Source organism: Polaribacter sargassicola (assembly GCF_021991835.1).
Classification (GTDB): Bacteria; Bacteroidota; Bacteroidia; order Flavobacteriales; family Flavobacteriaceae; genus Polaribacter; species Polaribacter sargassicola.
Genome location: NZ_JAHDAU010000005.1, coordinates 188,918 through 207,290, shown reverse-complemented (window position 1 = coordinate 207,290; position 18,373 = coordinate 188,918). Strand labels below are relative to the sequence as shown.

The following is an 18,373-nucleotide window of genomic DNA, read 5'->3' as shown; positions in this document are numbered from 1 at the left end:
TTATATTTTAAAACTATAGGTCTATGGTCTAAAGTTAATTTTACGCATACGTAAGCTTTCTGGAGTAACTTCTAAATACTCATCTGCTTTAATATACTCCATACACTCTTCTAAAGAAAAATCGATTTTTGGTGCAATTTTTACACTATCATCAGTACCTGAAGAACGAACATTTGTTAATTTTTTTCCTTTGATTAAGTTTACACCCATATCATCAGATTTAGCATTTTCTCCAACAACCTGACCAATATAAATATCTTGGTTAGGGTCTATAAAGAAACGTCCTCTATCTTGTAATCTATCAATTGCGTAAGCTGTAGCTTTACCAGCTGCAGAAGAAACAATTGCTCCTTTAATATCTTCAGAAAACTCTCCTTTAAAAGGTCCGTATTCAGAAAAACGGTGGTTAATAATTGCTTGACCAGCTGTTGCTGTTAAAATTTTATTACGTAAACCTATTAAACCTCTAGAAGGAATTGTAAATTCTAAATGTTGTAAATCTCCTTTAGGTTCCATAATTAACAAATCTCCTTTTCTTAAAGAAACTAAGTTAATTGCTTTAGAAGCTACATCTTCTGGTACATCAATAGATAAAGTTTCGTAAGGTTCACATTTAACACCATCTATTTCTTTTAAGATAACTTGTGGTCTACCTACTTGTAACTCATACCCTTCTCTACGCATTGTTTCTATTAATACTGATAAGTGTAAAACTCCACGTCCAAAGACGTTAAATTTATCTTCACTATCTGTAGTATCAACTCTTAATGCAAGGTTTTTTTCCATTTCTTTAAACAATCTATCACGTAAGTGACGAGATGTTACAAATTTACCTTCTTTACCAAAAAATGGAGAGTTGTTAATAGTAAACAACATACTCATTGTTGGTTTGTCTATTTCTGTTCTTGGTAATGCCTCTGGGTTTTCTAAATCTGCAATTGTATCACCAATTTCAAAATCTTCAACACCTGTAATTGCACAAATATCTCCACAAGGAACTTTATCTACTTGTGCTTTACCCATTCCTTCAAAAACGTGTAATTCTTTAATTCTAACTTTTTTAGTAGAACCATCTGCTTTACACAACATGTAATCTTTACCAGCTTCTAAATCACCTCTAAATACACGTCCGATAGCAATTCTACCTGTAAAAGCAGAAAAATCTAAAGAAGTAATTTGCATTTGTGGTGTACCTTCGTTGTATTTAGTTTCTGGGATAGATTCTAATACTGCATCTAATAAAGGTACAATATTATCTGTTTCGTTTTTCCAGTCTGTAGACATCCAGTTGTTCTTTGCAGAACCGTAGATAGTTGTAAAGTCTAATTGCTCTTCTGTTGCTTCTAAAGCAAACATTAAATCAAAAACTTTTTCATGTACTAAATCTGGTGTACAGTTTTCTTTATCGACTTTATTTACAACAACAATTGGTGTTAATCCTAATTCTAAGGCTTTACCTAATACAAAACGAGTTTGTGGCATTGGCCCTTCAAATGCATCAACTAATAATAAAACACCATCAGCCATTTTTAATACACGTTCTACTTCTCCTCCAAAATCGGCGTGACCAGGAGTATCAATTACGTTAATTTTTGTGTTTTTGTAGTTTACAGAAACGTTTTTAGAAAGAATGGTAATTCCTCTTTCTCTTTCTAAATCGTTATTATCTAACAATAAATCTGTACGTTCTTTACGATCGTCTAAGATTTTAGCTTGGTCAATAATTTTATCTACTAACGTTGTTTTACCGTGGTCAACGTGTGCTATAATAGCGATGTTTCTAATTGGTTGCATTTATAAATTCTTAAATTTCGTGCAAAAGTAGTTGATTAAATGTAATTTATTACTATTAATATGTTATTTTTAGGTTGTTATCTCTTATTTTTTAGTAATAAAACCTAATTAATAGTACTTTAATTTAAAAACAACCTCCTTTTAGATTTAATAATTTTACTTTATTTTTATTTTCCATTATAGTTTTAATGGCTGTTTTACTTCTATTACCAGACGCACAATACACAATTAATGGTTTAGAAAAATCTACCTCATCTAATCTATCATCTATCTCATCTAACGGAATATGTTGTCCTCCTATATTATAATCTTCTCGTTCCCAATCTTCACGAACGTCTAATAAATTATAATTTTCTAAATTATTTTCTAATTCTTGTAAGGTAATTTCGTTGTTGCTTGTTTTTATCCCACAGAAAAAATCGTAATCTTCTTCTAACTTATCAATAATTATAGAGCTGTTTTTTTCGTATTTTAATATCATTTGACGCATATTTAATGTGTCATAAATCAATAATTTATTAGTTAACACATCTCCTATTTCACAAATTAATTTAATAACTTCATTTGCTTGTAAACTTCCTATAATTCCTGGTAAAACACCTAAAACTCCAATTTCTGAACAATTTGGAGAATCTCCTGGTTTTGGTGGTGTTGGATACAAACATCTGTAACTAGCACTTTTTTTGTAGTTAAAAACACTTACTTGACCTTCAAACTTAAAAATAGCTCCGTAAACCAAAGCTGTTTCTGTAATAACAGATGCATCATTGGTTAAATAGCGTGTAGAAAAATTATCACTTCCATCAACTACAATGTCATATTTTTCAAACAAAGAAATAGCATTTTCTCGTGTTAATTTCTCTTGATAAACATCGAATTTTATAAACGGATTTAATTTACCTAATCTATTAGCTGCTGTTTTTGCTTTTGATTTACCTATATCGTCTATTGTATATAAAACCTGACGTTGTAAATTACTTTGATCCACTACATCATCATCTATGATTCCGATAGTTCCAACACCTGCAGCTGTTAAATACTGTAAAACTGGGCAACCTAAACCACCAGCGCCAATTACTAAAACTTTGGCTTGTTTTAATTTTAATTGTCCCTTCTCTCCTATTTCATTTAAAATAAGATGACGATTGTATTGTTTTTTTTCTTCTAAAGTTAATTTCATATAAAACTAAACACTTTCAAATTGTTCCCAATCTTTCCAAACTACTTCTAATCCATTGTTTTTTAACATTTTTACAATGGTTTCTGTACTTCTTTCATCCGAAATTTCGAATTGTTCTAAAGATTGCGGAGCTACCGCATAACCTCCTGGATTGGTTTTAGATTCTGCACTGATAGATGTAATTCCTAAATTTACAATATGATTTCTAAAAATCTCGCTTTCTCTTGTAGACATAGATAATTCTACATCTTCATTAAACAATCTAAAAGCACAAATTAATTGTACCAAATCGGCATCAGTCATTTCAACCTTGGGTTCTAATCCACCAGAATGCGGACGTAATCTAGGAAAAGAAATCGAATATTTGGTTTTCCAATACGTTTTTTGCAAATATTGTAAATGTAACGCTGTAAAAAAACTATCAGCACGCCAATCTTCCAACCCAAATAAAGCACCTAAACCAATTTTATGAATTCCTGCTTTTCCTAATCGATCTGGTGTATCTAAACGATAATCAAAATTAGATTTTTTTCCCTTTGGATGATGTTTTTTATACTCTTCTCTGTGATATGTTTCTTGATATACCAAAACAGCATACAAACCATTTTGCACTAAAAGTTCGTACTCTTCTTGATGCAAAGGTTGTACTTCTATGGTAATATTAGAAAATTGAGATCTTATTAATTGTATTGCATTTTTAAGATAATTTACACCAACAGTTCTATTTGCTTCTCCTGTCACCAATAAAATATGGTCGTATCCTTTGTTTTTTAAAAAGGCAACTTCTTTTAAAATTTCTGCATCAGTTAAAGTCCTTCTTGGTATTTTATTCGTCATACTAAAACCACAATAGGTACAAATATTTTGGCATTCGTTACTTAAATACATTGGCGCATACATTTGTATGGTATTTCCAAATCTTTTTTTAGTAAGCTGCTGACTTTTTTGTGCCATTTGCTCTAAAAAAGGTTTTGCTGCAGGAGAAATTAATGCTTTAAAATCTTCTAAATCTAACTTATCTTTTGCCAAAGCATTTTTTACATCAACCGGTGTTTTATCATAAATACTGGCCAATGTAAAATCCCAATTATAAGTATCAAAAAGTGTTTTAAAATGACTCATATTTTAATTTAAAAATGATGTTAATGGACTACTTGCTGCTGCTTTTTTACTTACTGGAGCTAGTTTTGCTTCAAAAGCCATTCTACCAGCTTGTACAGCTATTTTAAATGCTTTTGCCATTGCAATTGGGTTTTGAGAAACAGCAATTGCGGTATTTACCAAAACTGCATCTGCACCTAACTCCATAGCATACGCTGCGTGAGAAGGCGCACCAATACCAGCATCTACAATAACTGGCACATTAGATTGCTCTATAATAATTTCTAAAAAATCTTGAGTTTTTAAACCTTTATTGCTACCAATTGGTGCGCCTAAAGGCATTACACACTGCACTCCTACCTCTTCTAAACGTTTACATAAAACAGGATCTGCATGTATATAAGGCATCACAACAAAACCAAGTTTCACCAATTCTTCTGCAGCTTTTAAGGTTTCTATAGGATCTGGTAATAAATATCTTGGATCTGGATGAATTTCTAATTTTACCCAATTTGTACCCAAAGCTTCTCTAGATAATTCTGCAGCAAAAACAGCTTCTTTTGCTGTTCTTACTCCAGATGTATTGGGTAATAAATTAATGTGACTTTGTTTTAAATGCGATAGAATATCATCTTCATCATTTTGTACATCTACTCTTTTTAAAGCAACTGTAATTAATTCACTTTCTGATGCTAATAATGCTTCTTCCATTAATTTAGAAGAACTAAATTTACCTGTTCCTGTAAATAAACGAGAAGTAAATTCTTTATCTGCTATTTTTAATTTTTGATTCATTTTTTATGTTTTGTAAGGTCGATTAGAAACGAAACACTTGTTCTTGTAATCTATTTGCATGTAAAAGTTTGTGAAACTCAGATATTTTATGGTAGTTTTTTGTAATTTCTGATGATACTGCAATTCCATAAATTCCTGTTTCTAAAATAGCCGAAACATCATTTAAAGTAATACCTCCAATAGCTATAATTGGTGTATTTGTTTGCAATTCTTCTAACAATTTTCTGTAACCATCTAAACCTAAAATCGGACTTAAATTTTTCTTAGTTTTTGTAAACTGAAAAGGACCTAAACCAATATAATCTACTTTTTTTTCTATCAGGTTTTTACAATCTTCTAGTGTATTTGCAGTACCACCAATAATTTGCCAAGATTTTAATTCTTTTCTTACTTCTGTAGGGCAAGCGTCTGTTTTACCTAAATGAACTCCGTCTGCTTTTACAGATGCTGCTACTTTATAATAATCGTTAATTATTAATTTTGTCTGAAAATTATCTGTAATTTCTTTTGCCTTTTTTGCAGTTTCTAAAACAGTATTTTCATCTACATTCTTTAATCGTAATTGCACCAATTCTATGCCTGAACTACAAGTGTTTTGTATATTGTTTAAATGCTCTTGAGGCGTTGCTCCTTGAGAGATATAATGTAATTTATTAATCATTTTTTGAATGTATGAGTTCCTAAAAGGGAATTGTTTGAGTTTAAAAATTGTTCTGTATATAATTTGGCTTGTTTACATGCATCTTCTAAAAGAATTTCTTCTACAAAATTAGAAGCCAATGCAGATGACAAAACACAACCACTGCCATGTTTTTCTGATATTTTATTAGCTGTTGGCGGAATATTCAGTTTTACAATTTTACTGTAATACACCTCGTCCCAACCTTTTTTATCTGTTCTGTGTCCTCCTTTTAGATAAATATTTGTTTTTTCTGATATAAAATCAATAGTTTCTGCTATGGTTTTATCAGGAAATAAATCTTTGATTTCATCATAATTTGGTGTGATAAAATGACAATTTTCCAATACTTTTTCGAAAATTGATAGTTCTTGTTTTCTATGAAATTCAAACCCTGCACTTGCTTTTAAAATTGGGTCTAAAACTATTTTTATTTTTGGATTGTATTTTTTTAAAATCAAAACAACTTCTAATAAAACTTCCCAAGATTGAATGATTCCTATTTTTACCACAGGAATTTTAAAACGTTCGAAAAGCAATTCAATTTGATTTAAAATAACTTGTTTATCTATCCAAATGCAGTCTTTAAAAGCAATATCATTTTGCACGGTAACAGCTGTACAAACCGATAATCCGTACAAACCATGCGCTTCAAAAGTTTTAATATCTGAAGTGATACCTGCGCCACTACTAGGATCTAAACCTGCAATTGTTAATATGTATTTTTTTTGATTCAAATTATTATTTTTTAGTTCTCGACTGCGCTCGAACTGACAATTGTTTTCTTGTTCTCGATACTTTTTATTCCGTTATCACTCCATAAAAACACTCGAACTGACAAACTTTTACAATTAATTTTTCACAGATTCTTCGTAACATTTTTTTATGCTTTTAAAACTCTCAACAGGATTTTCTGCATTCCAAACGCCGCCTAAAACACCAACTCCTTTAAAACCTAATTCTAAGGTTTCTTTTATGGTTTTTGTATTAATTCCGCCCATTCCTATAATTGTTTTATCTATAGAATTCACATCAAAACCTTTGCCTTCGTATCCTTTCTTAGAAATAGATGAAAAAACCGGACTTAATAAATGATAATCAAACTCAAAATAACACTCGTTTAAAACTTCAGGATCATGAAAAGAAGAACTTATTGTTTTACCAAATAAACTTAGATTTTTAAAATATTCACTTGGGTTATCAATATGATCGATTCTCTTTTGTTCTTGAAAATGAATACCTTTTAAATTGAACTCATTTACCAATTCGTGATAATAATGTACCACAATTTTATTATGATATTTTTTATCTATCTGATTTAAGTAGTTACAATGTTCTTGATAATTTTTATCTGGTTTTCTAAAATGATAATATTCTAAACCTTCTTGAAATAGTTGATGAAGTATTTCAATTTCATTTGGAATATCATTTTCTGGTGCTATTAAAACTATCATTTTTTTATGTTTTTGTACAGAAATATATTCTGTTATACGTATTTTGAGTTAGGGATTGAAGTGGCATCCTTTTGCTGTCAGTTCGAGTGAATTTATGTAGTGAAACGGAATAAATTTGTATCGAGAACCAGCAAAAGATATAACGGAAAGCCCGACCACGCTTTTTTCTAAGCGTGGTAACTTCCTAATTATTTTACAAATATACTTCAGATCCTTTTTCTTTAAATTCTTTCGACTTTTCTTCCATTCCTTTTTGAAAAACTTCGTTGTTTTCATCAATTTCATTCTCGGCGGCAAAATCACGAACTTCTTGTGAGATTTTCATAGAACAGAATTTTGGTCCACACATAGAACAGAAATGTGCAATTTTTGCTCCTGCTGCAGGTAAGGTTTCATCATGATATTCACGAGCACGCTCAGGATCTAGTCCTAAATTAAATTGATCTTCCCAACGGAACTCAAAACGCGCCATACTTAAAGCATTATCTCTGTGTTGTGCACCTGGATGTCCTTTTGCTAAATCTGCTGCATGAGCCGCTAATTTATAAGTTACCACACCCACACGAACATCTTCTTTGTTTGGTAAACCTAAGTGTTCTTTTGGCGTTACGTAACACAACATAGCGCAACCGTACCAACCAATCATTGCAGCACCAATACCTGAAGTTATATGATCGTATCCTGGTGCAATATCTGTTGTTAACGGACCTAAAGTGTAAAAAGGAGCTTCGTCGCAAACTTCAATTTGCTTTTCCATATTTTCTTTAATCATGTGCATTGGCACGTGACCTGGACCTTCTATAAAACACTGTACTTCGTGCTTACGCGCAATTTGTGTTAACTCTCCTAATGTTTCTAATTCAGCAAACTGAGCTTCATCATTTGCATCGGCCACAGACCCCGGACGCAAACCATCTCCTAAAGAAAAAGCAACATCGTATTGTTTTAAAATTTCACAAATTTCTTCGAAATGCGTGTATAAGAAACTTTCTTTATGATGTGCCAAACACCATTTTGCCATAATAGAGCCTCCACGAGATACAATTCCTGTAACACGTTTTGCAGTCATTGGCACGTAACGTAATAAAACACCGGCATGAATGGTAAAATAATCTACACCTTGTTCTGCTTGTTCTATTAAGGTGTCTTTAAAAATTTCCCAAGTTAAATCCTCTGCAACTCCGTTTACTTTTTCTAAAGCTTGATAAATTGGCACTGTACCAACTGGAACTGGTGAGTTACGGATAATCCACTCTCTTGTTTCGTGAATATTTTGTCCTGTAGATAAATCCATAATATTATCTGCTCCCCAACGGCAAGCCCAAACAGCTTTTTCTACTTCTTCTTCTATGGATGAAGTTGTTGCTGAATTACCAATATTTGCATTTATTTTTACTAAGAAGTTTCTACCTAAAATCATAGGTTCTGCTTCTGGGTGATTGATGTTTGATGGAATTACAGCACGACCTCTAGCAACCTCACTTCTTACAAATTCTGGAGTAATTTTCTCTGGAATAGAAGCTCCAAAGTGTTCTCCTTTGTGTTGTTTTCTTATTTCGGTCATTTCATCAATTCGTTGGTTTTCACGAATTGCGATGTATTCCATTTCTGGAGTAATAATTCCTTGTTTAGCGTAGTGTAACTGCGTTACATTTTTTCCTTTTTTTGCACGTTTTGGTTTGTTTTTTAAATCGAAACGCATGTGGTCTAAACTTTTATCGTTTAAACGCTCGTTACAATATTTAGACGTAAAAGAATCTAATTCTTCTACATCTCCACGATCTAAAATCCACTGTTCTCTAATTCTTTCTATTCCGTTATGTACGTTAATTTCTTTGTTTGGGTCTGTATAAGGACCAGAAGTATCGTACACAGTAACTGGCTCATTTGGTGTTTTCTTTTTGGTCATAGAATCTGTTGTATCACTTAAAGAAATTTCACGCATGGCCACTTTAATTTGTGGGTGAATTTTACCTCCTACATAAATCTTTTTTGAATTAGGAAAAGGGTTTCTTGTTATTTGTCCTTCTTTTGGAGCTGTGTCTTTATTCTTCATATTATATTTTAAAAGGTGTTGTTTTGTTCAGAATTGAAACTATTATAAATTATTTTAAACTTGTTGAGTTCGTATGAATTTTGCGATTTTAAAAAGTTCTCGATACAATTTTTCGTACCTCAAAATCACTCGAACTGACATTTTCGAATATTTAATTATTAGTAGACTTATCCACCTTGGGTGGATTTAATAATTAAAACAACATCTTCTTGCTGAAGAATTTTAGAACTCCAGTCTGTTCTTTTAACAACACTATTATTTATGGCAATAGCAATACCATTGGTTTTAACTTTTAAAAGGTTTACCAATTCTTGTAATGTTGTGTTTTTAGAAATTTCTTGAGTTTCGTTGTTTACTTTTATAGTCATCGTACTTGATTTTTAAAGTAAACTTTAGAAGAAAATAGATACAAAACCGTACACATATAAATGTAAAGCATGCATTTAAGAATGACTTTTTCCTACGTTGGTATTAACCAAATCAGGTTCTAAGGATATTTCTCAAACTAGATTAACTAGCTACTCCTAAAGTTTAATAGTTCAAATATATTATATTATTATGATATAATTAATAAAGATGAAGTTTTTATTTTTTGTCTTCTGGCAAATCATCTTGAAAAGCCGATGGTAAAATATCTGGAATTAATTTAATTAAAAGAGGCAATAATAATGCTCCACCAGGCAATAAGAAAACGGCTAAAGCAGGTACAGCTTTACAAATATCTAACAACTGTATTCTAATTTTTTCTTTTTCTTCTTCTGATAAACTAGTATGTGTAGATTTCTTAATTAGAGAAACAGCTTCTTTACTTTGCTTTAATTCTAAATCAAGCCTTTTCTTATTTCTAATCAACAATAACTTTATCTCTTCGATACTTGTCATTACAATTTCCTTCTTTTTCTTTCTGTTTTTAACAAATTCAATTCTCTACTTGTTTGTCCGGTAACAGAGGTGTTTTCTTCTGCTCTTCTTATTAAATAAGGCATTACATCTCTAACGGGACCAAAAGGCAAGTATTTTGCAACGTTATAACCTGCATTTGCTAAATTATAACTAATATGATCACTCATGCCATACAATTGTCCAAACCAAAGACGATTGTCATTTTTTTCTATATTGTATTTATTTGCCAAATCCATTACCAAGTAAGAACTTTCTTCATTATGAGTTCCTGCAAATAAAGACATTTTTTGATGTTCCATCATAAATCTAATAGCATCATCGTAATTTTTATCTGTAGCTTCTTTATTTACACAAATCGGAGAAGGATATCCTTTTTCTTCTGCTCTTTCTCTTTCTTTTTCCATATAAGCACCTCTAACCACTTTCATACCAATGTAAAAACCTTTCTGATAAGCTCTTAAATATAAGTCTTTTAAGTAATCTAACCGATCATGCCTATACATTTGTAATGTATTAAAAACAATGGCTTTTTCTTTATTATAGGTTTCCATTAATTCTTCAATTAGGTTGTCTGCAGCAGTTTGCATCCAACTTTCTTCTGCATCTATTAATAAAGGCACATCTTTTTCTACTGCTAGTTTACACACTTTATGAAATCTAGCAACTATTCTATTCCATTCTGCTTTTTCTAATTTTGTTAAACTTTTTCCTTCAGTTATTTTTTGATACAAGGCAAAACGACCAAAACCAGTTGGTTTAAAAACTGCAAAAGGAATTGATTTTTTTTCTTCACAAAATGAAATAATTTTTAAAATCTTATCTAAAGCCTCATCAAAACTTGCTTCTTCATCTTTACCTTCTACAGAATAATCTAAAACACTATAAACATTACCCTTATCATACATATTATCTATAACTGGCAAACAATCATCTTCTGTAATTCCTCCGCAAAAATGATCGAAAACTGTAGACCGAATTAAACCTTCTATAGGCAAATGTGCTTTTAATGCAAAATTTGTTACCAGACTACCAATTTTAACCATTGGTTGGCTTTGTATCATTTTAAATAAAAAATAAGCACGTTCTAATTGAGAATCTGACTTTAAAGAAAAAGCAACTTCTGTATTATCAAAAAGTTTCATTAGATATTATTTTAAACGAAACAAATATAACTATACAATAGTAATATTTGATTTTTTTATTTTTATTTTGCACTCCTAATAAATCATTCATGAAATCTATACAAGCAGTTACATATCCTGTTCATTTTCAAGACAAAGCATATATATATCTTTCTAATTTAATTGAAGAAAAAAACTATTCTACCATTTTTATTTTGGTTGATGAGAATACTTTTGAACATTGTTACCCTAAATTTATTCAAAATTTAACTACTGATAAAACAATTGAAGTTATTGAAATTGAATCTGGAGAAATTAACAAAAACCTAGAAACTTGTGTTGGTGTTTGGAACGCAATTACAGAATTAGGTGGAGATAGAAAGAGTTTGTTAATTACTTTAGGTGGTGGTGTTATTACAGATTTAGGTGGTTTTGTGGCTTCTTGTTTTAAAAGAGGTATAGATTTTGTAAATATTCCTACAACTCTTTTATCTATGGTTGATGCTTCTGTTGGTGGTAAAACAGGTGTAGATTTGGGCGTTTTAAAAAATCAGATTGGTTTGTTTGCAAACCCACAAATGGTTATTGTAGATACAGACTATTTAAAAACTGTTACAGAAAGAGAAATTAAATCTGGTACCGCAGAAATTATTAAATATGGTGTTACTTATGATATTAATCTTTTTAACGAAATAAAAGACAATAAAGATTTAAATATCAGTGATTTAATATTTCGTTCTATAGAAATTAAAAACGAAGTTGTTTTACAAGATCCTAAAGAACAGAACCTGAGAAAAATATTAAATTTCGGTCATACTTTAGGTCATGCTATAGAATCTTTTTACTTAGAATCTGAAGATAAAGAAAACTTAACACACGGAGAAGCAATTGCAATTGGTATGGTTTGCGAATGTTATATGTCTGCTAAATTATTAGGTTTCCCATCAGAAAAAGTAAATGAACTTAAAGAAGTTGTTTTATCTATTTATGAAAAAACAAATCTTTTAAAAGATGATTTTTCGGCTATTATAGAATTATTAAAACACGATAAGAAAAACGTTAACGGACAAGTAAACTTTGTTTTATTAAATGATTTTGAAGACTATAAAATAGATTGTAAAGTACCAGAAGAATTGATTATAGAAAGTATGGAATTTTATAATATTTAATACTTTAACAAATAGATACAAATAAAAAACCTATCATTAATCTGATAGGTTTTTTTATTATATAATTGTTTTCTTAAAATTCTTTTTTACCAAATTCGCTATCAATAAATTTCGATTTATTTTTTACTGCATTAAAAGTGTACGATAGGTTTAAAGTTACCATATCTACCTCGTAAACATAATTGGTTGTTGTATAAAATTGATTTTCTCTTGCAGTAGTTATGCGTTGTTCATTCGTTTTTAACAATCCCATATCTATATTTTGCCATTGTAACGTAGCTATTAATTTATTGTCTAAAAATGCTTTTCTAAAAGTTAAATTAGGCGAATAAAAACGAGAATCTTCTCCCATTGCAGTATTTCTATCCGATAAATAATTAAACGTGAATTGTAAAGATGCATTTTGCCAAAAATTATAAGTAGAATTTAAGTTAAAAGAATAAATTGTTGATTTAGAATCTAAGTTATAACTTCTTTCTACACCATCTCTATGTTTAAAATTTAAAACACCATCAATAGCATAATTATACACATTTACTCCTAAAAAATTAGTCCAATTTTTTGTTGGTTTTAAAGTTGCTCCAACTTCTACACCTATAGAATTACTTTTACCAACATTAGAGTAAACTCTATTAATTATACTATCTAAAACAACTCCATTTTCTTGATAAGCCAATGTATTTACACGATTAATTACATTATCTACATGTCTAAAATAAGCAGTTGCGTAAACAGAATTACCTTTTTTAAGTTTTTTTGTTACACCTAACTCTACTAAATCTATAAACTCTGGTAATAAAGTATTATCTCCTTGCTCAAAAACTTCAGAATGTTCTCTTTCTGCAAAACTATTCATTTTAAAAGTAGTCGTTCTTTCTACTCTTTTACTATAAGCTGTTTTAATGTTTGTTTTATCATTAATTTTATATTGAAGTGATGCTGATGGGAAAATTTTTAGAAAATCGTAATTATAAATATTTTCTGAATCTTCACTTTGTAAAGCTTCTTTATATTCTCTATCCATAGATTCTAAACGCATTCCTGCTGCATAATCCCATTTACTTTTAACCCCTGTAATTTGTAAATATCCAGAATGGATGTTTCTCTTTAAGCTTACATCACTAGAAAATTCTGGTACTAAAATACCATCTCTTTCGTAAACAAATTTACCTGTATGGTCTAAATTTCTAAACTGATAACCAGTTTCTAAAGTACCTAAAGACAAAGGTTTAAATTTATAATCTAAATTAAAACGAGTTCCGTATAAAGGATTATCATTGGTATTATATTCTTTTTGATAAACAATCGTATTATCCGGATGACCTAAATTGTCATTTTCTGTTGGTCCTCCTAAAAAAGTATATTCATATAAAATTGATGTTGAAATTTTAGATTCGTTATTAAATTCATGAGAATAATCAAAACTACCTAAAGCAAAATCTCCTTTTCTAATTCTTAGATTATGATTGTAATAAGCAAATGTATAATCTCTTTCAGTTCCTCCAATTGGTGATATTGAATGATTATCATAATATACAATATCTGCCAAACGCTCTTTAGTACGTTTACCTGCAAATAAACCTAAAGAATAAGAATCAGATTTATTAGGTGTGTAATCAACATTAAAACGACCATTATAGGTAATTTCATCAAAACTACGTTCTCCATCCGAAGGTAAAAAAGTTGTTTTATTTTCAGCTTCATTTACAATAAACATGTCTCCTTCTCTTCTACCTGTTTTATCATTTCTTTGATAACTTGCTCCTACAGAAAAGTTCCATTTATCTGTTCTTTTATTCATAGTTGCATCAATTCCGTATCTTTTTGCAGCTACTTTTGTATCATAATCTTCTATAGAAGGAAAACCACCACGAACATTAATTTGAGTAAAAACACCATTTATTACTCCTTTTTTAGTGATAATATTTAAAATTCCACCTTTTCCTTCAGGGTCGTATTTAGCAGAAGGAGCCGTAATTAATTCTATACTTTCTAAAGCATTTGCTGGCAATTGTGCTAAAATAGTGCTTGCATCACCTTGCGTTGGCTTACCGTTTACTAAAACTGTAAAACCTTTACTACCTCTAACACTAATTTCTCCCAAACCATCTATAGTAACCGAAGGAAGGTTTTTAACAACATCTACAGCATTACCACCAACAGTATTTTGATATTTTTTTGTATCAAAAACCTGTCTATCTATTTTGTGTAAAACCGTTTGCTTTTCGGCTTTAACAACAACTTCATTTAACTGATTATTAGAACCTAAAACTAATTTTATTACTCCTAAATCTTTTTGCTCTCCTTTTTTAGTAATGATAATATTTGGGATTGTTTTAGTTTGATAACCAATAAAAGAAGCTTCTATATAATAATTACCAGGTTTTGTATTTTTAATAGAAAACATACCATTATTATCTGTAACTACACCAGTTATTAAAGTTTTGTTATTTGCAGAATATAAAACTACAGTTGCATATTCTAAAGGATAATTTTCATCGGTTTCAATTACTTTTCCGGTTAATTGAGCTGATATTAAACCAGATGTAAAAATAGTAATTAGTATTAAAGTTATTTTTAATAAATGATTCATAAGTTAATTTTAGTTGTCAACAAATGTACTTTGTAAACTTTTTATTAAATGGTTTATTTGAAAACTTTATGGTCTAAACCATTTTATTCTCCATTTTAAATTCTGTTGGAGTTTTACCTGTATGACGTTTAAAATATTTTGTAAAGTGAGAGGTATCTTTAAAATTTAATTGATATGCAATATTGCTAATTGTTTTATTTGTGTATAATAAAAGTCGTTTTACTTCTTTAATAATATGATCAGAAATTACATCAGAAGCAGATTTGTTACACTCTTTTCTACAAACTGTATTTAAATTTTGTGGAGTGGTGTGTAAACTTTCTGCATAAAAATTTACATTATTTTTTAAAGTATGAGATAACATTTCTTTAAAGTTAATAACAAGATCTGTACTTTCTACATTTTCTACAGCTGCATATTCTACCAATTTAGATAATAAAGCTTTTAAACCACCTTCTATAACTTCTTGATTAACGTATGGCTGATTTTTCTCCCAAACTAAAGCCTCAAAAAAAGCATTAATAGAAAAATCTTTTGCAGATAAATTAATTTTAGATTTATGCTGCAATTTTAAAAGTTGTGTATTAATAAATTTATCTAACGTTTTCTCTAAAAAAGTATCTTTTATTATAATTACATAACCTTTTGGCTTTGTATTAATTTCCCAATGATGTACTTCATCTTTTTTAACAAAAAATACTGTAGATGGTTTTATTGTATAACTTTTAAAATCTAGATGATGAAAGCCATTACCTTCTACAAAATATACAATTTCTAAATATTTATTATGTTTATGTGGTTTTGTATACCTTTTATTAACATCAAATTCTTCTATTTTTATGTCTTTATAGTCTGATATTTTATTGTAAGTATTTATTTTATTTTCCATTAGATTCTTAAAATATCTAAAAATAAGGCAAAAAAAATAGCCTTTTTATAAAAAAAGGCTATTCATTTAAATTTATATAAAAAAATTAAATTTTCTTAACTTTTACAGCATTCATACCACGCATTCCTTTTTCTAATTCAAAAGAAACTTTATCATTTTCTGATATTTGATCAATTAAACCACTTACGTGTGTAAAATACTTTTCGTTATTTTCTGTATCTATAATAAATCCAAATCCTTTAGAAGTGTCAAAGAAAGAAACTTTCCCTTTTCTTACAGGATCTTCTTCTGGTAAATCTTCTTTTTTAGTTACAGAAATTTGAATATCATCTAACTCATACTCTACTTTTAAATCTGGATCTGGTGGAGTATCTGTTAAATTACCATTATGATCTACATATGCAAACTGAATACCTGCAGAACCATTTTCTTCTTTAGCAGCTTTTCTAGCTTCCATCTTCTTTTGCTTGTCCTGACGCTTTTTTAAACGTTTTTTCTCTTTTTCACTTTTACTAAATGTTTGTTGCGATTTTGCCATTAATATATAAAAAGGTTTTAATTATTATTTCTAAAAAGATAAAATACCTAACTGGAAATTCAAAATCAAACTAAAGTTAACTTGTGTAATGAGCGGAGTGTATTCTGTCTTTGCTTTGCAAAGATACTATTTATTAAGGAATTATTTTATTTAAAAAAGTTAAATGTTAAAACTTGTTAAAGTTAAAATTTATTAAAACCATAGTAGCAAAGACTTCGTATGTACTCTAGAAAACTAAAATATAATATTATGAAAACTATTAAAATTATGGCACTTGTGTGTGCAACAGCAATGTCTTTTACTTCTTGTAATGATTCTGAAAATGATATCATTTTAGAAACAGAAACCAAGGTTTTATTTACTTCTAACAACTCTAATGGTAATGTAAATATCTACAATGTATCTAATATAAATGATGTTACTAGCTCTACTCTAACTACAAATACTTTGCAAGCAGACGGTATTTATTATGATGAATCTGAAGATTTAGTTGTACAAGCATCTAGAACTACATTTGGTTTAGAAGGGTATACAGATATTGATGTATCAGAAAATTCTATCTCATTAAATGTGGTTGCAGGAATAACAGGTTCTTTAGATATGAGCAGCCCAAGAGAATTAGCCGTAAACGGAAATTTTTATGTTGTAGCTGATAATACTGATGTAGACGGTAATACGGCTACAAGTGATGGTCGTCTTTTTATTTATACTAAAACAGATGATTCTTTTACCTTAAGAAATGTAATTACTACAGACATTAAACTTTGGGGAATTGTTTTTAAAGGAAATGATTTATATGCAATTGCAGATACTACTAATGAATTAGCTGTTTACACTAATTTTTTAAGTAATACCAGCAATACAACAGTTAGTAGTTCTAAAAAAATAGCTATAGAAGGTATTGTTAGAACACATGGTTTAACTTATGATGCAATGTCTGATATTATGGTTTTAACAGATATTGGAGATGCTACAAACGGACAAGATGATGGAGGTTTTCATATAATTAAAAATTTTACATCTAAATTTAATAGTACATCTAACGGTGCAACATTAGCTGCAAGCGATCAAACAAGAGTTTCTGGAAACAATACTTTACTTGGTAATCCTGTAGATGTTGCTTATGATAATGAAACTGAAACTGTTTTTATTGCAGAAGCTGGCAATAATGGAGGTAGAATTTTAGCTTTTAATAATATAAATTCTGGTGGAAACATAACACCTGTTTATAATGTTGATTTAGCATCTGCTTCTGCAGTTTATTTACATAAAGAGTAAAATTTATTGATTTACTAAAAATTAACGTTAGCCTTCTGTTTTATCAGAAGGTTTTTTTATTTAATAAAATGTTAATTTTTCATTAAATAACCAACTTACATCAACAATTAATAGTATTACTATTACATTTGCGTAAAAAGTTTTCTTACATGCAAGGATTATTATCAGTATTAAAAATTTCCGTTCCCGATAGTATTTGGATTAAAGATCCAGAAACATCAGAACTTGGTAAAAAAATTGTTCAGAATAGTATTTTAATGATACATGAAAAAGGATTTGAAAACTTTAACTTTAAAAAATTAGGTAATAGAATAGGTTCTAATGAAAGTTCTATTTACAGATATTTTGAAAGTAAACACAAATTGCTGTTATACCTAACTTCTTGGTATTGGGCTTGGTTAGAGTATCAATTAGTTTTAGAAACCTTTAGTATTTCTGATAATTTAGAAAAATTAGAAAAAGCAATCACTGTAGTAACAAGAACGGTAAAAGTAGATAATAACTTTTCTCATATTAATGAAAATTTATTATATAAAATTATTGTTACAGAAGACCATAAATCTTTCTTTACCAAAGAATTAAATCAAGAAAAAAAAGAAATTTATTTTGAGGTTTTTAAAAGACTAGTTACTAGGTTACAACAAATGATACTTGCTGTAAAACCAGATTTTAAATACAGTTTAAGTTTAGCAAACACCGTTTTAGAAGGTGGTTTACATCAACATTTTTTAAAAGAATATTTTCCATCAATTACAAATTGTCAAAAAGGTAAAACAACCACTAAATTTTTTATCCACTTAGTTAAATCTGCTTTAAAATAAAA

17 protein-coding genes and 1 riboswitch are annotated in these 18,373 nt (G+C 29.3%); of the genes, 3 read left to right on the top strand and 14 right to left on the bottom strand.

Annotation, left to right across the window (positions count from 1 at the left end; genetic code table 11):
* Positions 1-21: 21 nt before the first annotated feature.
* From typA to KI686_RS10070, 11 genes are all read right to left on the bottom strand, one after another.
* A complete protein-coding gene (typA, locus tag KI686_RS10120) occupies positions 22-1,794 on the bottom strand; it encodes a translational GTPase TypA (RefSeq protein ID WP_237589170.1) in 1,773 nt (590 codons plus the stop codon).
* A 124-nt stretch (positions 1,795-1,918) separates the two neighbouring features.
* Positions 1,919-2,974: a HesA/MoeB/ThiF family protein gene (gene moeB, locus KI686_RS10115; protein ID WP_237589169.1), complete on the bottom strand. Its 1,056-nt coding sequence runs from the start codon at positions 2,972-2,974 to the stop codon at positions 1,919-1,921.
* Between the two features lie 6 nt (positions 2,975-2,980).
* Positions 2,981-4,096, bottom strand: a complete 1,116-nt coding sequence (gene thiH, locus KI686_RS10110) for a 2-iminoacetate synthase ThiH (protein ID WP_237589168.1) — start codon at positions 4,094-4,096, stop codon at positions 2,981-2,983.
* 3 nt (positions 4,097-4,099) lie between these two features.
* On the bottom strand, positions 4,100-4,870 hold the full coding sequence (locus tag KI686_RS10105; protein ID WP_237589167.1) for a thiazole synthase: 771 nt from the start codon (positions 4,868-4,870) through the stop codon (positions 4,100-4,102).
* Between the two features lie 22 nt (positions 4,871-4,892).
* Entirely contained in the window at positions 4,893-5,531 is a 639-nt protein-coding gene (gene thiE, locus KI686_RS10100) for a thiamine phosphate synthase (protein ID WP_237589166.1), read from the bottom strand.
* Positions 5,528-6,286, bottom strand: a complete 759-nt coding sequence (locus tag KI686_RS10095; protein WP_237589165.1) for a hydroxymethylpyrimidine/phosphomethylpyrimidine kinase — start codon at positions 6,284-6,286, stop codon at positions 5,528-5,530. Before KI686_RS10095 ends, thiE begins: the two co-directional genes overlap by 4 nt.
* Before the next feature lie 114 nt (positions 6,287-6,400).
* On the bottom strand, positions 6,401-7,003 hold the full coding sequence (locus KI686_RS10090) for a thiamine phosphate synthase (protein ID WP_237589164.1): 603 nt from the start codon (positions 7,001-7,003) through the stop codon (positions 6,401-6,403).
* 193 nt (positions 7,004-7,196) lie between these two features.
* Complete coding sequence (gene thiC, locus KI686_RS10085; protein ID WP_237589163.1) at positions 7,197-9,059, bottom strand: phosphomethylpyrimidine synthase ThiC; 1,863 nt, start codon at positions 9,057-9,059, stop codon at positions 7,197-7,199.
* A 167-nt stretch (positions 9,060-9,226) separates the two neighbouring features.
* On the bottom strand, positions 9,227-9,427 hold the full coding sequence (gene thiS, locus KI686_RS10080) for a sulfur carrier protein ThiS (RefSeq protein WP_237589162.1): 201 nt from the start codon (positions 9,425-9,427) through the stop codon (positions 9,227-9,229).
* A 72-nt stretch (positions 9,428-9,499) separates the two neighbouring features.
* Positions 9,500-9,595: riboswitch (TPP riboswitch) on the bottom strand.
* Between the two features lie 49 nt (positions 9,596-9,644).
* The gene (locus tag KI686_RS10075) at positions 9,645-9,941 is read right to left on the bottom strand and encodes an LETM1 domain-containing protein (RefSeq protein WP_237589161.1); all 297 of its coding nucleotides are present in this window, start codon (positions 9,939-9,941) and stop codon (positions 9,645-9,647) included.
* Entirely contained in the window at positions 9,941-11,104 is a 1,164-nt protein-coding gene (locus KI686_RS10070) for a proline dehydrogenase family protein (RefSeq protein ID WP_237589160.1), read from the bottom strand. Before KI686_RS10070 ends, KI686_RS10075 begins: the two co-directional genes overlap by 1 nt.
* An 89-nt stretch (positions 11,105-11,193) precedes the next feature.
* Between KI686_RS10070 and aroB the strand changes: the two genes are divergently transcribed.
* Positions 11,194-12,252, top strand: coding sequence for a 3-dehydroquinate synthase (gene aroB, locus KI686_RS10065; RefSeq protein WP_237589159.1), 1,059 nt, complete (start codon positions 11,194-11,196; stop codon positions 12,250-12,252).
* A 73-nt stretch (positions 12,253-12,325) separates the two neighbouring features.
* Here the strand turns inward: aroB and KI686_RS10060 are convergent, their stop codons facing one another.
* The 3 genes from KI686_RS10060 to KI686_RS10050 all read right to left on the bottom strand — a co-directional run bounded on the left by KI686_RS10060 (position 12,326) and on the right by KI686_RS10050 (position 16,272).
* The gene (locus KI686_RS10060; protein WP_237589158.1) at positions 12,326-14,845 is read right to left on the bottom strand and encodes a TonB-dependent receptor; all 2,520 of its coding nucleotides are present in this window, start codon (positions 14,843-14,845) and stop codon (positions 12,326-12,328) included.
* Between the two features lie 73 nt (positions 14,846-14,918).
* The gene (locus KI686_RS10055; RefSeq protein ID WP_237589157.1) at positions 14,919-15,734 is read right to left on the bottom strand and encodes an AraC family transcriptional regulator; all 816 of its coding nucleotides are present in this window, start codon (positions 15,732-15,734) and stop codon (positions 14,919-14,921) included.
* A gap of 85 nt (positions 15,735-15,819) precedes the next feature.
* Entirely contained in the window at positions 15,820-16,272 is a 453-nt protein-coding gene (locus KI686_RS10050) for a cold-shock protein (protein ID WP_237589156.1), read from the bottom strand.
* 249 nt (positions 16,273-16,521) lie between these two features.
* Here KI686_RS10050 and KI686_RS10045 point away from each other — a divergent pair, with 249 nt between their 5' ends.
* A complete protein-coding gene (locus KI686_RS10045; RefSeq protein WP_237589155.1) occupies positions 16,522-17,550 on the top strand; it encodes a hypothetical protein in 1,029 nt (342 codons plus the stop codon).
* 149 nt (positions 17,551-17,699) lie between these two features.
* Positions 17,700-18,371: a TetR/AcrR family transcriptional regulator gene (locus KI686_RS10040; protein WP_237589154.1), complete on the top strand. Its 672-nt coding sequence runs from the start codon at positions 17,700-17,702 to the stop codon at positions 18,369-18,371.
* Positions 18,372-18,373: the final 2 nt, after the last annotated feature.

Excerpts from the sequence above, each read along its gene's own strand:
- typA (WP_237589170.1), bottom strand. The coding sequence starts at position 1,794 with ATGCAACCAATTAGAAACATCGCTATTATAGCACACGTTGACCACGGT.
- thiH (WP_237589168.1), bottom strand. The coding sequence starts at position 4,096 with ATGAGTCATTTTAAAACACTTTTTGATACTTATAATTGGGATTTTACA.
- KI686_RS10045 (WP_237589155.1), top strand. The coding sequence starts at position 16,522 with ATGAAAACTATTAAAATTATGGCACTTGTGTGTGCAACAGCAATGTCT.
- thiS (WP_237589162.1), bottom strand. The coding sequence starts at position 9,427 with ATGACTATAAAAGTAAACAACGAAACTCAAGAAATTTCTAAAAACACA.
- KI686_RS10105 (WP_237589167.1), bottom strand. The coding sequence starts at position 4,870 with ATGAATCAAAAATTAAAAATAGCAGATAAAGAATTTACTTCTCGTTTA.
- KI686_RS10070 (WP_237589160.1), bottom strand. The coding sequence starts at position 11,104 with ATGAAACTTTTTGATAATACAGAAGTTGCTTTTTCTTTAAAGTCAGAT.
- thiE (WP_237589166.1), bottom strand. The coding sequence starts at position 5,531 with ATGATTAATAAATTACATTATATCTCTCAAGGAGCAACGCCTCAAGAG.
- KI686_RS10040 (WP_237589154.1), top strand. The coding sequence starts at position 17,700 with ATGCAAGGATTATTATCAGTATTAAAAATTTCCGTTCCCGATAGTATT.
- aroB (WP_237589159.1), top strand. The coding sequence starts at position 11,194 with ATGAAATCTATACAAGCAGTTACATATCCTGTTCATTTTCAAGACAAA.
- KI686_RS10055 (WP_237589157.1), bottom strand. The coding sequence starts at position 15,734 with ATGGAAAATAAAATAAATACTTACAATAAAATATCAGACTATAAAGAC.
- thiC (WP_237589163.1), bottom strand. The coding sequence starts at position 9,059 with ATGAAGAATAAAGACACAGCTCCAAAAGAAGGACAAATAACAAGAAAC.
- moeB (WP_237589169.1), bottom strand. The coding sequence starts at position 2,974 with ATGAAATTAACTTTAGAAGAAAAAAAACAATACAATCGTCATCTTATT.
- KI686_RS10050 (WP_237589156.1), bottom strand. The coding sequence starts at position 16,272 with ATGGCAAAATCGCAACAAACATTTAGTAAAAGTGAAAAAGAGAAAAAA.
- KI686_RS10090 (WP_237589164.1), bottom strand. The coding sequence starts at position 7,003 with ATGATAGTTTTAATAGCACCAGAAAATGATATTCCAAATGAAATTGAA.
- KI686_RS10075 (WP_237589161.1), bottom strand. The coding sequence starts at position 9,941 with ATGACAAGTATCGAAGAGATAAAGTTATTGTTGATTAGAAATAAGAAA.
- KI686_RS10060 (WP_237589158.1), bottom strand. The coding sequence starts at position 14,845 with ATGAATCATTTATTAAAAATAACTTTAATACTAATTACTATTTTTACA.